This window comes from Nocardia sp. NPDC004573 (assembly GCF_053602135.1).
The window spans coordinates 69,820-84,410 of record NZ_JBSGDA010000011.1 but is presented as its reverse complement, the minus strand read 5'-3'; the positions used below and the strand labels follow the sequence as shown (position 1 = coordinate 84,410).

Here is a 14,591-nt window from a genome sequence, read left to right as displayed (position 1 = left end):
TGTCCCCTTGGGCCCGTATGCCCAGATTTGGCGAGGGCGTTCCCGAGGTGTCGTCATCGCTTCGGTACGGTGGGCCGGTCCGGGCGGGGTGACGCCCGTATTGCGAGAGAGGCACATGAACGACATCACGACCACCGCGTCCGAGCAAGCCAAGGCGCTGGTGGGACGGCATTACCGCCTGACCGACCCGTACGAGGTGGGGCGCGAGAAGATCCGGGAATTCGCGCGAGCGCTGCAGGATGGTCATCCGGCGCACCGGTACGAGGACGCGGCGGCGGGACTCGGCTTCGACGGGCTCGTCGCGCCGCTGACGTTCTCCTCCATCGTGTTGATGCTGGTGCAGCGCAAGATGTTCGAGTCCGTGCTCACCGGCTACGACCTCGGTCAGGTGCTGCAGACCGAGCAGTCGATCCAGGTGCACCGGCCGATCGTCGCGGGTGACCAGGTGCGGTGCGACTCGTATATCGAGTCGTTCCGGCAGTTCGGTGACAAGGATTTCATGGTCACCAAGAACGTGCTGAGCAACCAGCACAAGGAGGTGCTGCAGACCGCGCACACCACGGCGGTGGCGCAGACCGGGGTCGATCTCGCCGCCGATCTGCGTGCGGCGGTCGAGGGCGTGATCATGACCGGGCAGTCGGCCGCCGACCGCACGGACGCGGCGGCCGCGCGCGATGCCGGTGACGACGGCGGATTGATCGAGAGCTTCGACGAGGAGTTGCGGCCGGACGCGTCCGACGCGCCGCGAGCACCCCGGACCGCTCCAGCTTTCGAGGACTTGTCCGTCGGCATGGAGCTCGCCCCGCGCACGGTGCTGCTCTCCCGTGGAGATCTGGTGAACTACGCCGGTGTGTCGGGAGATTCGAATCCGATCCACTTCAGCGACGTGGTCGCGCGCAGCGCCGGGCTGCCCGACGTGGTGTCGCACGGCCTGCTGACGATGGGCCTCGGCGCGGGGTATCTCACCTCGTGGCTCGATGATCCGGCCGCCCTCACCCGGTACGGGGTGCGGTTCGCCGGGTTCGCGCCGGTGCCTGCGACCAAGGCGAGCGAGATCGAATTCCGGGGCCGGGTCAAGCAATTGGATCCGGAGCGCCGTGCCGCGACCATCGCGTTGACGGCGACCTGCGGGGAGCGCAAACTGTTCGGTCGCGCGACGGCGGACGTGCTGCTGCGCTGAAGCGAGCGCCGCCCGCGGCGCGAACAGTCCCGCCATCGGCGGCCCTCGTCGCCTGAAGCTTTCCAGGGCTGCGCTTTCGCTTGCGCACGCAGGGCTTCCGGCGGGTTCCTCGCGGTCGACCCGGGAGTCGCGTACCCACGGGCACGCTGTCTCGAGCCGTCCGAACCGCATCGTTTCGCGCGACGGTCGTGCTGCGCCGGAAGTGCGGGCCCGGCCACCCGGGAACGATCTTGCGGATGTGCTTGCACCTGCGCATTCGCGTCGCTGGGCGGGGCTCGGTGCTGGAGTGTCCGGGGTGCTCGTGCGAGACTTTGAACATGCGTGCTTCGGTAGTGCGGCCTCGGAACGAATCCATCGCTCGTGCAACGGCTCCCGCCGCCGAGGGCGGCCCGACCGCCTTGCGGATGATCCTCGGCGGCCGGATGCGGCGGCTGCGGGAGGCATGCGGCATCTCGCTCGAGGAAGCGGGCGAGGCCATCCGCGGGTCGCACTCCAAGATCAGCCGTCTGGAATTGGGGCGGACCGGCTTTCGCGAGCGCGACCTGGTGGATCTGCTCGCGCTGTACGGCGTCACGGACGAGGCGGAATGCGCGGAGTTCAAGCGGCTGGCCCAGCAGGCGAACACGTCGGGGTGGTGGCATCACGACACCGACTGGCTGCCGAAGTGGTTCGACACCTACCTCGGGCTGGAACAGGCCGCGCAACTCATCCGCTGCTACGAGCCGCGAGTCGTCCCGGAGCTGCTGCAGACTCCGGACTACGCCCGCGCGCTGTTCGTGCTCGCGCATCCGCACGAGGACGAGGAATCGATCGAGCGGCGGGTGGCCCTGCGGATGCGCCGCCAGGAAATACTGACCAGGCCCGATCCGCCGCAGATGTGGCTGATCGTCGAGGAGGCGGCGCTGCGGCGCAGGATCGGGGGATCGCAGGTGTGGCTGGACCAGCTCGAGCACATGCTGCGGGCCGCGGACGCGCCGAACATCACGGTGCAGGTGCTCGCCGATCATGTCGGCGGCCCGGCGCTGGCCGACGGCGCGTTCACCATGCTGCGCTTCGCCGAGGCGGATCTGCCCGACATCGTGTATCTCCAACAGCTCACCGGCGCGCTGTACCTGGACAAGGACGCCGATCTCGCGGCCTACCGTGCGGTGGCGAATCTGCTGTCGGTGCACGCCGCACCGCCCGAGTACACCCGTGACCTCGTCGCGGCGCTGCGCGAACGCGAGCCGCGAATCGTGGACCTGCCCTCGGCTTCCGCCTGACCGGCCGCGCCCGGGCGACCATGAAAATTCGTCCGTACAGGGACTTTCGGCCGTAGATCATGATCCGGTCGCCATGGCAGACTCGTGGCATGCGTCCTTCGAACGTACGACAGTCGGCCGACGCGCCCGGGCTCGGTGCTGATCCGGTGTCCGGCGGCGGTCCGACGGTCCTTCGTATGGTGCTCGGTGGCAAGCTTCGTCGTCTCCGGGAGGCCCGTGGCCTCACTCGCGAAGAGGCGGGTGAAGCCATTCGCGGGTCGCATTCGAAGATCAGCCGGTTGGAACTCGGGCGCACCGGGTGCCGGGAACGTGACCTGGTCGACCTGCTCGACCTCTACGAGGTGAGCGATCCCGCCGAACGCGAGCGGTACCTGGAATTGGCCAGGCAAGCCAGTGCGTCGGGCTGGTGGGCGCGGGACAACGACTGGCTGCCCAAATGGTTCGACACCTACCTCGGGCTGGAACAGGCGGCGCGGCTGATCCGAAGCTACGAACCGCGGGCCGTTCCCGAACTGCTGCAGACCCCGGAGTACGCTCGTGCGCTGCTCACCCTCTCGCATCCGGGCGAGCCGGAGGAAGCGATCGAACGCCGTGTCGCGCTGCGCATGCGCAGGCAGGACATCCTCGCCGGCCCGCACCCGCCCCGGTTGTGGATGATCATCGAGGAAGCCGCGCTGCGCCGCAGGATCGGCGGCTCGACTGTCTGGCGCGCCCAGCTCGACCACGTGCTGCGTGTGGCGGCGCAGCCGAACGTCACCATTCAGGTCTTGGCCGACCCGGTGGGCGGCCCGGCGCTCACCGACGGTGCGTTCACCATCTTGCGCTTCGCCGAAGCGGATCTGCCCGACATCGTCTACCTCCAGCAGCTGACCAGCGCGCTGTATCTGGACAAGATCGCCGACCTGGACGTGTACTACGCGGTGCTGAACCAGCTCTCGCTGCTCGCTCCCTCGCCTGCGCATTCCCGCCGGTTGATCGAGGTGTTGCGCGACGGCGTCCCGCCGACCGTCGACGAACCCGTGGACCGCCCGCGCCGGTGACCGGCTGCCGCACCGCCGCGCATCCCCGGGGAGCGGGCACGCGGCCCGGCGGTGGCCTCCGCCTGATCTGAACCGCGATTCAGCCTGACCGAATCGGGCATCTCCTGTGCGAGGTGATCCGCATGCCGGGAAAGGGCAAAGTATTGTCCCATTGGGACAATAGGGCGTACGCTCTACGTATGAGCGACGACGGCGTCGGTCTGGACGGCCGCCGGCTGCGCACTCGGCGCAGCCGCGAGGCACTGTCGCGGGCGGCGTTCGACCTGTTCACCGAGCGGGGGCTCGAGGCGGTGGCCGTCGAGGACATCGCGGTGCGGGCCGGTGTCACCCGGCGCACGTTCAGCAGGCATTTCACCTCCATCGAGGAGGCGATCCTGGGCGATGTCGATCAGGACGTCCACCTGTTCAACGAGGCGCTGTGCCGTCGCCCGCCCGCAGAGCCGCCCCTGATCGCCTACCGCAACGCCGTCCACGACTGGCTCGCCGCCGAGTACGGCGGCGCACGCGCGTCGCTGCTGGCCCGCCGCTGGGTCCTGTTCCAGCGCTTCGAGGACGAACCCGGGCTGTTCGCCGGCTATCAGCGCATCCGCATCGACGGGCAGCGCGAATCGGTCCGGATCATCGCGGCGCGCCTCGCCGTGGATCCATTGACCGATCCGCGTCCGGCCGTCGCCGTGGGCGCGGGCGCGGGCATGCTGCTCGCGGCGCTGCAGAGCTGGGCGGCGGGCCCGGACCCCATGGGCCTGCCCGGCCTCGTCGAAGAGTTCTTCGACACCCTCGTCACCCTCACCACCGAATTCCGCACCGAGGAGTCACCGTCATGTCTACCGGGTCGGTGAACATGTACCACCGGACGTGCCGACGCGTCGGCTTGGATCGAAACCCACTGCGCCGCAGGGAAGACCGCGTGCAAACCGGCGTCGCGGTGCTGCTGGCGCTGGTCTTCCTGATCGTCGTACCCGTGCTGGCGGTGACCGTCGGCGGCCGGGTGTACCGCACCGAAACGGCCGCGGTGCGGGCCGAGACGGCGCGATTGCATCAGGTGGACGCCACCGTCGTCGAGACCGGGAAGGCACCGCTGTACGCGCCGGTGGTGCCGGCCCGGGTGTCCTGGAAGGACGCCGACGGCGTAGCACACACCGGCGATTATCAGTCGACCACGGTGGTGGAGCCGGGCTCCACCGTGCCGATCTGGCTGAACGAGCGCGGTGCGATCGTGGAGCCGCCCTCGCCGAGCCGGCCCGCCAGCAAGGCGGTGATGCTCACCGCCGGCGCGATGCTCGGGGTCTCGGTCGTGTTCGCGGGCAGCTACCTGCTGGTGCGGCGGGGACTGGATCGCCGGCGGCTGCGGCGGTGGGAATCCGAGTGGATCGCGGCGGACCTCACCTGGGGCCACGGCTGAGTGGTGCGGCGTGCCCGCCGGGCGAGGGTAGGGAACAGGCGCAGCGGGCACGTCGCGTGCCGGCGCGACGCGGCGAACGACGCGACCCGGCACTGACCTGAGAGTAAGGCATCGGCCTGCCCGGCGGCCGGATTCGGCGCCGATCGCCGGAGATCCCACCACATAGATCCGGTTACGTTGTGACACAGCATAACCGGAGCCGGAGGTCGCCTCAGACCGGAAAGAGGCTGTGCTTGCGCGGGTTGGGTTCGGCGCTCGCCTCCTTCTCGCGCAGCAGTCGCAGCGCGCGGCGGATCTCCAGTCTGGTCCGGGACGGCTCGATCACCGCGTCGATGTAACCACGCTCGGCGGCGATCCACGGCGTGGCCACCGTGGCGTTGTACTGCTCGATCATCGAGTCGCGCATACCCGCCCGTTGCTCCGGGGGCAGCTGGGCGAGCTGACGTCTACCGACGATGCTCACCGCGCTCTCCGCGCCCATCACGGCGATGCGCGCCGTCGGCCAGGCCAGGCTGACGTCGGCGCCGAGTTGCTTACAGCCCATCACGGCGTAGCCGCCGCCGTAAGCCTTGCGGACCACGACGGTGACGATCGGTACGGTCGCCTCGATCACCGCGCGGAAGAACCGCCCGCCGCGTTTGATCACCCCGCTACGTTCCTCCTCCACGCCGGGCAGCACGCCGGGGGTGTCCACGACGAAGATCAGCGGCAACCCGAAGACATTGCACAATCGGATGAAATGCGTCGCCTTGTCCGAGCATTTGGCGTCGATCGCGCCGCCGAGCACCAAGGGCTGGTTCGCGATCACCCCGACGCTGCGCCCGTCCACCCTGGCGAAGCCGGTGATCATGTTCTGCGCGGTGGCCGCACTGATCTCGTGGAAGTCACCGTCGTCGAACAGGCGCAGCAAGATCTCGTGCATGTCGTAGCCCTGCCGATCGGAATCGGGAATGATCGAGTCCAGCTCCAGATCGTGCGGCGTGATCTGCGGCTCCAGCCCCGGGTTGACGATCGGGCCGGGCTCCAGGCAACTCGATGGCAGATAGCTCAGATAGGTCCTCGCCCAGTCGAACGCGTCCTGCTCGGTGGCGGCGACATGATGGACGGTGCCGGTGGCCGCCTGCGCCTGCGCGCCACCCAGTTCCTCCATGGTCACTTCCTCGCCGGTGACCTCCTTGATCACCTCGGGGCCGGTGACGAACATGTACGACGTCTCGGTCGCGATCAGGACGTCGGTGTTCACCGGTGCGTAGACCGACCCCGCCGCGCATTTGCCCAGCATGATCGATACCTGTGGTACGAAGCCCGACAGCCGTTCCTGGCGGCGGCTCATCAGCGCGTACCAGGCCAGCGAGGTCACCGCGTCCTGGATGCGGGCGCCGCCGGAGTCGTTGATCGCGACGACCGGGCAGGCGTTCCTCGTGGCGAAATCGAGTGCGGCGGCGACTTTGCGGCCGAACATCTCGCCCACCGAGCCGCCGAAGACGGTCTGATCGTGCGCGATCACCACGACCGGCCTGCCGTCGATCCGGCCGCGGCCGGTCACCACGCCGTCGCCGTACATCGCTCCCGGCGTGCCCGGCTGGCGCACCAGTGCACCGATCTCCACGAAACTCCCAGGGTCGAGGAGTGCACGCACCCGCTCTCGCGCGCTGGGAATGCCCTTACTCTTGCGCTTCGCGATGCCGCTCTCGCCTGCGGGCTCCTCGGCCAGCTCCAGGATCCCCCGCAGCTCGTCCAGCTTCTCTCGCGTACCGCTCATATGTGTTGTAGCCCTTCGAAACTCGTCGCGACGCCGTACGGCAGCGCGGCGCTCGATGCTATCGGCGCCGCGATGCACGGCACAGCGGTTCGGAAGATGTCGTGGAACAGCTCACAGGCTTGCGTTGCGATTCCTCGGTTCATAGCACGCGACGGTCCGGTCCGCTGCGACGACACGGACTGTGCGACGTCCCAATCGTGCCCGCAGGCGTCGATGAACAGTCCTCAGTGCGCCGAGGGAGTCTTCTCAGTCCGTGCCCACGGATCTAGGGTGATCTCGACGCAGCGCCGGACATGCGCGGACGGCGCTGCGTCACATACTCCGGAAATCGGCGGCCTGCGCCGGCGCAGGCGGGATCCGAAACCCAGGATGGCGCGGCCGTTCTCTCCGCAGCAGCCTGCCGCCGTCGCGAAATCCCTTCGCAACGCTTGTGATCGCGCCCAACGAGCCGGGCGGCCGCTGATGACTTACCCGATTCGGTGCGCCATATATCGATTCCATCACGATCCGTCGCTAGCCTTTGGGAGGCATGATGGACAGGCAGCCCAGAACGAGTACCGAGACGTGGGCGTCGAAACTCGTCGAATATTTGGCCGAGCGTTCCGGTCACGACACGTCCGGTGATGTGGCGAGCACCGCGCGAAACTGTTTGGCGGCCGCCGTCGAACGGCTGGTTCCGCTACGGGCGACCACCGCGTCGCGCCCCCCGGAGATCGCCGGTTCCGCCTCGCGCTGGGCCCGGGAAGGCATCGCGCTGGAAACGGTGCTCGGCGCGTATCACGACGAAATACGCGACGGTTTGGAATTTCTCGCCGACGAGGCCACCGACGAGCGGGCCGATCATTTTCTCGCGGGTGCCCGGCTGGCGGTCCACGTGCTGGAAATGGTGACCGTCGCGGCGTCCACGGCTTACGTGGACGAGCATCGCGCGGTTGCGCGGGAACATCAGACCGCCGCGCAGACGCTGGTCTCCGCGCTGCTCGGCGGCCACGCCGTCGGCGAGCTCGCCCGAGCCACCGGCATTCCGATCGCCCGGTCCTACCAGGTGGTGGCGCTGGGCATTCCGGCGCATCCGGACGAGCGAAGACCCGTCTCGGGCACCGAGGCGGCCCGGCGCAAGCTCCGTCGCGTGCAGGCCGCGCTGGCCGATCCGCTCGGCTCGCGTGCGTTGTCGGTGCTCTCCACCGCGGGCGGCACCGTGCTGGTTCCGCTCGACGACGTGCCTGCCCGCACCGGGGCGTTCACCGTGACCGACGATGTGCTGGCGATCGTCGGTGCGGCCGCCGAGGTGCCGTTGACCGCGGCGGTGGCCACCGGGCGCACCGCGCGCATCCCCGAACTGGCGGGGCGTGCCCACGACCTGCTGGACCGGGTGCGGGCGGCGGGCCGGGCTCCGGGGCTGTATCGGGTGGCCGACGCGGGGGAGGTGCCGGGTTGTGAACTGCCCCAGCCGGGCCATATGACGATCGTCACCTCGTCCAACGATCGCGTGATCGGTCGTTCGGCATGATTTCTCCCCGCTATCGTCGAGTATGCCCTGATGTCGAGGGTGAGCAAAGGAGTGCGAGTGACCACCGCATTGTCCGATCGCGATATTCTGCGCGAACTCGAGCCGACTGCCGAACGCCTGCTCAATGACCATCTGCGCCAGGCGAAGCCATGGAATCCTCACGATTACGTGCCGTGGGAGGACGGCCGGAATTTCGCCGCCCTCGGCGGAATCGACTGGGAACCGGGCCGATCCCGGCTTTCCGCGGTCGCGCAGACCGCGATGATCACCAATCTGCTCACCGAGGACAATCTGCCGTCGTATCACCGGGAGATCTCGGACTCGTTCTCGCGTGACGGCGTGTGGGGCACCTGGGTGGGCAGGTGGACCGCCGAAGAGAACCGCCACGCCATCGTGATGCGCGACTATCTGGTCGTCACCCGCGCGGTCGATCCGGTGTCGCTGGAGCAGGCGAGGATGGCGCACATGACGACCGGGTTCGCCAAACCCGATGAAGAACAGCAGTTCCTGCGCTCGGTGGTCTATGTCACCTTGCAGGAGCTGGCGACCAGGATCAGCCACCGGAATACCGGAGCGGCCTGCGCGGAACCGCTCGCCGAGCGTATGCTGCAGCGAGTTGCCGCCGACGAGAACCTGCACATGATCTTCTACCGGAACATCAGCGCCGCGGCCTTGGACCTGGTGCCGAACGAAGCGCTGCGCGCGATCACCTCCGTGGTCACCCGCTTCCAGATGCCCGGGGCGGCCCAGCCGAGCTTCCGGCGCAACGCGGTGTTGCTGGCCAAGCACGGCATCTACGATCTGCGCCAGCATCTCGACGTGGTGGTCGGTCCGGTGCTGCGTGCGTGGCGGGTCTTCGAACGCACCGATCTGGCCGGCGACGGCGAACGCGCGCGTGACGAACTGCACACCTACCTCACCGAGCTCGACATCCGGGCGCGGCGGTTCCAGGAGCAGCGCGAACGCGCGGCGGCCAGACAGGCGGAGCGGGCCGCCGCGGCAGGATGAGCATGCGCGCGCCGATGACCGCGGCGGCGATGGCCCTCATCGCCGCCGTCACCGCTGCGCCGGTGCTCGCCGATCCGGTGCCCGCGGCCCCGCCGCCCGCGGTGGACCCGGCCATGACCCGGACCGGGCTGCTCTCGATCGAGCAGGTCACGCCCGGTCATGAACGCCTGTCGATCGCCTCCGCGGCGATGCGCAGGATCATCACCGTCGATGTGCTGCGCGGCAGCGGCGAGGGGCCGCGTCCGGTGCTGTATCTGCTCGACGGCGTCGACGGCGACGCCACGTCGGCATGGCTGACCAAGGGCGGTGCCGCCGAATTCTTCGCGGGCAAACCGGTCGACGTGGTGCTCACCGGCGGCGGTACCGGCAGCATGTACAGCGACTGGATGCGGCAGGACGCCGCGCTGGGACTCAACCGCTGGGAGACGTTCCTCACCACCGAGCTCCCGCCCATCGTGGAATCGCTGCTGCGCACCGACGGGCGCCGTGCCATCGCGGGGGTCTCGATGGGCGCGCAGGCGGCGATGATGCTCGCCCAGCGGCACCCCGGCTGGTATCGCGCCGTCGCCGGGATGAGCGGCTGCTATTCCACCGCCGACCCGCTCGGTCACGCGGTCACCACGATCACGGTCGCCTCACGCGGCGGCAACGTCGAAAATCTCTGGGGCCCGCCGAGTTCACCGGAATGGGCCGCGCACGACAGCCTGCTGCACGCGGAACGCCTGCGCGATACCGCGATCTACCTCTCGGCGGCTGCCGGTCTGCCGACCGGCGCCGACCTGGTGGCGGTCGCGAACTCCCCGACGGTCGCGGAGGCGCTGCGCACCGCGGGCGGCGGCGCGGCGCTGGAGGCGGGCGCCCGCGCCTGCACCGAGCGGTTCGCAGGCCGGCTGTCGCAGCTGGGCATTCCCGCCACCGTGGAGTACACCGCGGAGGGCATGCACACGTGGCCGGATTTCCAGGCGCAGCTGCCGCGGGCGTGGCGGGTGCTGGCGCAGGCGCTGGGGCTGCCCGCGTCCTCGTGATCGCGGGCGGAATCAGCGCGGCGCGCTCGCGTTGACACCGATATGACCTCGGCGCTGTCCACTGTCCGGTTCTCCGTCCTCGATCGCTCGCGCGTCCGGCGCGGCCAGGGCCATCCGGCCGCGTTGCGGGAGACGGTCGAGTTCGCGCGGCTCAGCGAGGAGTGGGGTTATCACCGCTTCTGGGTCTCCGAGCATCACAGTGTGCCGGGAGTGGCCGGGTCGGCGCCGACCGTGCTCGCGGCGGCGGTGGCGGCGGCGACCGCGCGGATCCGGGTCGGCACGGGCGGCGTGATGCTGCCCAATCACCAGCCCTTGGTGGTCGCCGAACAGTTCGGCGTGCTGGAATCGCTCTTTCCGGGACGCATCGACATGGGCTTGGGCCGCTCGGTCGGATTCACCGACGGCGTGCGTCGTGCGCTCGGGCACGACAAGGGCGACGCGGATGACTTCGATGCCCAGCTCGCCGAACTCCTGGCGTACTTCGGCGAAGGCAGGCGGGGCGTGCACGCCTGGCCCGCTCAGGGGCTGCGTGTTCCCGCGTTCCTGCTGGCGAGCGGGTCCGGCGCCGAGCGCGCGGCCCGGTTCGGGTTGCCGCTGGTGATCGCCGCGGTCGGCGGCGAGGACCGCATGATCGAGGCCATCGAGCGCTATCGTGCGGAGTTCCGCCCCGGTCCGGCCGGCGCCACCCCGTACGTCGTGGTGTCCGGTTCGATCGTCATCGCCGACACCACCGCGCAGGCCCATCGGCTCTTGCTGCCGGAGGCGTGGTCCGCCGCGTACGCGCGCACCCGGGGTGAGTTCCCGCCCCTGCTGCCGCCCGCCGAGATCGAGGCGCGCAACATGACCGATCGGGAGCGCAGGCTCGTCGACGACGGGCTGCGCGGCCAGCTGTACGGCACCGAGGACGAGGTCGCCGGGCAACTGGCGCGGCTGGTGCACCGGACCGGCGCCGACGAGATCCTTGTGCACACCAGCACCTACGACCGTGCGGCGCGGCTGGAATCGCATCGCCGCCTGGCACTGCTCGCCGGCTTGTCGCGGGGCGGCGCGGGCGCAGCCGATCGAGCCGCAGCGCGCTCCGATACCGCGGCTTGACCGCCGCCGTCTACGGGAAGAGCACCTCGGCGGCCGCGTAGCCGAACAGCCTGCGCCCCTCGGCGCGGGCGTCGACCGCGATGGTCGCCCGCCGCCTGCGCGGATCGATCGAGGTGACCCGGCCGCGGAATCGGATCGTGCCCACACCCAGCGGTGGGACGCGCAGGTGGTGGGTGTTGTGCGCGAACTGTGCACGGAAACGGGTGACCGCGGCGGGGTCACCGAGCCAGGAACTGAGGAACGAGGTGGCCATGCCGAGTTTCAGCATGCCGGGCGCGACCACGGTCGGCAGGCCGCTGGCGACGGCGACTCGTTCGTCGAACAGCACCGGATTCGATTCGCCGGTCACTCCGGCATAGTTGACCAGATCGCCCCGGGACAGGCGCATGGTGCGGACGGGCAGTTCCGTGCCGACCGACAAGTCGGCGAACGCTACGCGCGGCCGTGGCGTGCGGTGGGTCGGCGACGGCGTGAGATGGTCCGCAGCGGCCGGGACCACAGCACTGCCGTCCGCCGTCGGGCCCGGGAAACTCTGTCCCATGGCAACTCTGCGCACGGCGTCGGCCAACCCCGGATCGCGCCCGCCGACGCGCGCGAGCAGCGCGCTGGACCCGGTCTGCACCACCGCGCCGTGCTGGTCGATCAGCACGCTCTTGATCGCGAGGACGTCGTAGTCGCCGAAGTGCCGGAACGATTCGAAGTAGATGTCACAGGTCAGGCGGTCGCCCGCGACCAACGGCCTGCCGAAGTCGAAGACTTGGTCCGCGTGCAGGATACGGGTCGGGTCGTAACCGGTGATCAGCGTGTCCAGAATTTCGCGATGCACCCTGGTCAGGATGATCGCGCTGAATGTCGCGGGCGCGATCAGTCCGGGAAAGCCGAGTTCGGCCGCGGCGGCCTCGCTCCGGTGTGCCGGATGGGAATCCTGGACGGCACGAGCGAATTCGCGGATCTTTTCCCGTTCCACTTCGTAGTGAAAGGTGGAACGGTAACGATGATCGACCAGCGACCTCGCCTGATCGGCGGGATTCACCGCGATGTCGTTCATGATTGCTCCTGTATTGCGAAAACGGTGTTTCGGTGTGGGTTCGCCCTCACGCGAAGGGGCCGAACCGCCAGATCCGGGAGGGCACCTGCTCGGGAGTGACGGTGCCGACGACGTTCACCCCGGCGTCGTGAAAGGTGCCCACCGCGCGGTCGACGTGGTCGGCGGAGGTGATCACCACCGCGTCGTGTGCGCCGATCGCGCGCATGATCGTGGCCGAGCGCGCCGCGTTCTGCGCGGTGGTGCCTGCCTCCGGTTCGAGGTGGATCCGCGCCGCCGGGATGCCGCGGGCGAGCAGCCAGTCGGCCATGGCCCGCGCCTCGGTGACGCCGTTGCGCGCGTTGCCGCCGGTCACGATGACAGGCGAGACCGGGGCCAGCAGGGCCTGCAGGTATCCGGCGCGCAGCCGGTCGATCAACTCCGGGCGCATGCCGCCGTCGGGCAGCAGCCCGTAGCCGAGCACGACGATGGCGGTGACCGGCCCGCGCACCGTGGGCGACGGCCCGGGGACGAGGGCGAAGGGTGCGGTGCTCGCGGGGGCGGCCTCGGCGGAACCGGAGTTGTCCGCATGGGCGGACGGCAGCTGGATCAGCGCGGCGGTGACCGCGAGCGCGCCCAGCATGGCGCGAGCGAGGGAAACCGGACTGGCGGACAAGGGATCTCCAAGCGGTTAGCCATCGGATGGCCACCGATGGCTGGGGTGCAGCGTCCATCCATGATGCGGCCGTCGGTCGTGGCGGAACCGTAATCGCTTGGTGATCTGGAGAATTCACCGTTCCACCGCCGCCCGCTTGTGCCGTCTGCCCTATTCGGGAAATTGCCGGATCGCCCTTTCAGCGCCCTTTGTGTCCCATCCCTAGCCGGGGCAAATCGCATTCGTGAGCTCTCCAGACCCAGCCGTTCCGCATAGGTCGCCGCGTTCGGCGGTTTTAGCGTTGGCGCAGCTTCGGTGCCGATGACCAGCGAAAACGGCGCCGGTGGTCGAACACCGTGGTTCTGCAGGAAGGCAACTCATGAAACGAAGTACCTATGGGCGCTCGTCTTTGGCGGCGGTGCTGTTGAGCGTGTCGGTGCTCGCCGTCGGCGCCTCGGGCGCCAACGCGGCGCCGGAGGCGAAGCCCACCGAACAACAGCTGGCCGATTACATCGCGGCCGGCCGCAAGGTGGCGCCGGTGGCCGATTCGGGCAGTGCGGGCACCGGCTCGGCGTGCACCTCGGGCAGTGGCGCGGGCTCGGGCAACGGTTCCGGCGACTGCTACGGCGGGTCGGGCAGCAGTTCCGGGTCCTCCGGCGGTTACGCCAGCGACACCGTCGGCTACGGTCCGCCGATGACGTCGTGGCTGGCCGCGTTCGGCTACGGACTCACCCATCCGGACGTCGCGCCGCCGGGGGCCAACGACTGGAACTGCAAGCCGACCGCCGAACACCCGCGTCCGGTGGTGTTGGTGCACGGCACCTGGATGAACGCCTACAACGGCTTCGCCTTCATGGGGCAACCCATCAAGGACGCGGGCTTCTGCACCTTCACCTTCAACTACGGCCGGTCCAACCTGCTCGAGGGCGGTGGTCTCGGATCGGTGCTGCCCGGCGTGATGGGCACCGGGTACATCCAGGACTCGGCCAAGCAGCTGGCCACCTTCGTCGATCGGGTGCTGGCCGCGACCGGGGCATCGGAGGTGGACCTCGTCGCGCATTCACAGGGCGGGTCGATGTCGAACTGGTACACCAAGTTCGAGGGCGGCGCGGCCAAGGTGAAGAACCTGATCACCTACGGCGCCACGCATCACGGCACCAGTCTGGACGGCATCGGTGCGCTGGGCCGGGCGATCAACAACTTCGGTATCGACATCCTCGGGTTCATCGAGATCTTCGTCGGGCACGCCGGTATCCAGCAGACGATCGGCTCGGACTTCGTCAACGAACTCAACGCGGGCGGCGACACCATTTCCGGTGTCGATTACACCGTCGTCGGCACCCGCTACGACGAAATCACCAATCCCTACGATTTGACCTTCCTGAAGGCGGCGCCCGGTGTGACGGTGCAGAACATCACGCTGCAGGACGGATGCGAACAAGACGTGTCCGACCACCTCACGATGATGTATTCGCCGCGGGCGTTGTCCATCGCGCTGCGCGCGCTGGACCCGGCCGGACATCCGAATCTGGATTGCACCTTCAACCCGTGGTTGCTCGGCGGCGGAGGCTCGCTGTGATCACCGGATGACCTGCTCCCGTCGAGCGGCGTGGCTCGTGCCCCGACTC

The 14,591-nt window shown here is 69.2% G+C and carries 13 protein-coding genes; 10 read left to right on the top strand and 3 right to left on the bottom strand.

Annotated elements, in window-relative coordinates; genetic code table 11:
- The first annotated feature begins 115 nt into the window (after positions 1-115).
- The 5 genes from ACWEKR_RS19075 (at position 116) to ACWEKR_RS19055 (ending at position 4,884) form a co-directional block, all read left to right on the top strand.
- On the top strand, positions 116-1,180 hold the full coding sequence (locus ACWEKR_RS19075) for a fused (3R)-hydroxyacyl-ACP dehydratase subunits HadA/HadB (protein WP_452355589.1): 1,065 nt from the start codon (positions 116-118) through the stop codon (positions 1,178-1,180).
- 317 nt (positions 1,181-1,497) lie between these two features.
- Positions 1,498-2,442 carry a helix-turn-helix domain-containing protein gene (locus tag ACWEKR_RS19070; protein WP_452355588.1) on the top strand — a complete coding sequence of 315 codons (945 nt, stop codon included), beginning with the start codon at positions 1,498-1,500 and terminating at the stop codon, positions 2,440-2,442.
- An 89-nt stretch (positions 2,443-2,531) separates the two neighbouring features.
- On the top strand, positions 2,532-3,482 hold the full coding sequence (locus ACWEKR_RS19065) for a helix-turn-helix domain-containing protein (RefSeq protein WP_452355587.1): 951 nt from the start codon (positions 2,532-2,534) through the stop codon (positions 3,480-3,482).
- A gap of 179 nt (positions 3,483-3,661) precedes the next feature.
- Positions 3,662-4,321, top strand: coding sequence for a TetR/AcrR family transcriptional regulator (locus ACWEKR_RS19060; RefSeq protein WP_452355586.1), 660 nt, complete (start codon positions 3,662-3,664; stop codon positions 4,319-4,321).
- Positions 4,303-4,884 carry an Rv1733c family protein gene (locus ACWEKR_RS19055; RefSeq protein ID WP_452355585.1) on the top strand — a complete coding sequence of 194 codons (582 nt, stop codon included), beginning with the start codon at positions 4,303-4,305 and terminating at the stop codon, positions 4,882-4,884. Before ACWEKR_RS19060 ends, ACWEKR_RS19055 begins: the two co-directional genes overlap by 19 nt.
- A gap of 211 nt (positions 4,885-5,095) precedes the next feature.
- Here the strand turns inward: ACWEKR_RS19055 and ACWEKR_RS19050 are convergent, their stop codons facing one another.
- A complete protein-coding gene (locus tag ACWEKR_RS19050; RefSeq protein ID WP_452355584.1) occupies positions 5,096-6,646 on the bottom strand; it encodes an acyl-CoA carboxylase subunit beta in 1,551 nt (516 codons plus the stop codon).
- A gap of 529 nt (positions 6,647-7,175) precedes the next feature.
- Between ACWEKR_RS19050 and ACWEKR_RS19045 the strand changes: the two genes are divergently transcribed.
- The 4 genes from ACWEKR_RS19045 to ACWEKR_RS19030 are packed head-to-tail and all read left to right on the top strand — an operon-like array spanning position 7,176 to position 11,284.
- Entirely contained in the window at positions 7,176-8,156 is a 981-nt protein-coding gene (locus tag ACWEKR_RS19045; protein ID WP_452355583.1) for a transcriptional regulator, read from the top strand.
- A 57-nt stretch (positions 8,157-8,213) separates the two neighbouring features.
- Positions 8,214-9,164, top strand: a complete 951-nt coding sequence (locus ACWEKR_RS19040; RefSeq protein WP_452355582.1) for an acyl-ACP desaturase — start codon at positions 8,214-8,216, stop codon at positions 9,162-9,164.
- Positions 9,165-9,166: 2 nt separating this feature from the next.
- Positions 9,167-10,189, top strand: coding sequence for an alpha/beta hydrolase (locus tag ACWEKR_RS19035; protein WP_452355581.1), 1,023 nt, complete (start codon positions 9,167-9,169; stop codon positions 10,187-10,189).
- Between the two features lie 42 nt (positions 10,190-10,231).
- Complete coding sequence (locus ACWEKR_RS19030) at positions 10,232-11,284, top strand: LLM class flavin-dependent oxidoreductase (RefSeq protein WP_452355580.1); 1,053 nt, start codon at positions 10,232-10,234, stop codon at positions 11,282-11,284.
- A gap of 10 nt (positions 11,285-11,294) precedes the next feature.
- Here ACWEKR_RS19030 and ACWEKR_RS19025 read toward each other — a convergent pair whose 3' ends face one another.
- The gene (locus ACWEKR_RS19025) at positions 11,295-12,332 is read right to left on the bottom strand and encodes a fused (3R)-hydroxyacyl-ACP dehydratase subunits HadA/HadB (RefSeq protein ID WP_452355579.1); all 1,038 of its coding nucleotides are present in this window, start codon (positions 12,330-12,332) and stop codon (positions 11,295-11,297) included.
- A gap of 46 nt (positions 12,333-12,378) precedes the next feature.
- The gene (locus ACWEKR_RS19020) at positions 12,379-12,984 is read right to left on the bottom strand and encodes a YdcF family protein (protein WP_452355578.1); all 606 of its coding nucleotides are present in this window, start codon (positions 12,982-12,984) and stop codon (positions 12,379-12,381) included.
- Positions 12,985-13,342: 358 nt separating this feature from the next.
- On the opposite strand from ACWEKR_RS19020, the gene ACWEKR_RS19015 reads away from it, so the two are divergent.
- Positions 13,343-14,542, top strand: coding sequence for an esterase/lipase family protein (locus tag ACWEKR_RS19015; protein WP_195089515.1), 1,200 nt, complete (start codon positions 13,343-13,345; stop codon positions 14,540-14,542).
- The last annotated feature ends 49 nt before the right edge of the window (positions 14,543-14,591 follow it).

What these genes read in the sequence shown, in the direction of transcription:
- ACWEKR_RS19075 (WP_452355589.1), top strand. Translation starts at nt 116, where the DNA reads ATGAACGACATCACGACCACCGCGTCCGAGCAAGCCAAGGCGCTGGTG.
- ACWEKR_RS19070 (WP_452355588.1), top strand. Translation starts at nt 1,498, where the DNA reads ATGCGTGCTTCGGTAGTGCGGCCTCGGAACGAATCCATCGCTCGTGCA.
- ACWEKR_RS19065 (WP_452355587.1), top strand. Translation starts at nt 2,532, where the DNA reads ATGCGTCCTTCGAACGTACGACAGTCGGCCGACGCGCCCGGGCTCGGT.
- ACWEKR_RS19060 (WP_452355586.1), top strand. Translation starts at nt 3,662, where the DNA reads ATGAGCGACGACGGCGTCGGTCTGGACGGCCGCCGGCTGCGCACTCGG.
- ACWEKR_RS19055 (WP_452355585.1), top strand. Translation starts at nt 4,303, where the DNA reads ATGTCTACCGGGTCGGTGAACATGTACCACCGGACGTGCCGACGCGTC.
- ACWEKR_RS19050 (WP_452355584.1), bottom strand. Translation starts at nt 6,646, where the DNA reads ATGAGCGGTACGCGAGAGAAGCTGGACGAGCTGCGGGGGATCCTGGAG.
- ACWEKR_RS19045 (WP_452355583.1), top strand. Translation starts at nt 7,176, where the DNA reads ATGATGGACAGGCAGCCCAGAACGAGTACCGAGACGTGGGCGTCGAAA.
- ACWEKR_RS19035 (WP_452355581.1), top strand. Translation starts at nt 9,167, where the DNA reads ATGCGCGCGCCGATGACCGCGGCGGCGATGGCCCTCATCGCCGCCGTC.
- ACWEKR_RS19030 (WP_452355580.1), top strand. Translation starts at nt 10,232, where the DNA reads ATGACCTCGGCGCTGTCCACTGTCCGGTTCTCCGTCCTCGATCGCTCG.
- ACWEKR_RS19025 (WP_452355579.1), bottom strand. Translation starts at nt 12,332, where the DNA reads ATGAACGACATCGCGGTGAATCCCGCCGATCAGGCGAGGTCGCTGGTC.
- ACWEKR_RS19015 (WP_195089515.1), top strand. Translation starts at nt 13,343, where the DNA reads ATGAAACGAAGTACCTATGGGCGCTCGTCTTTGGCGGCGGTGCTGTTG.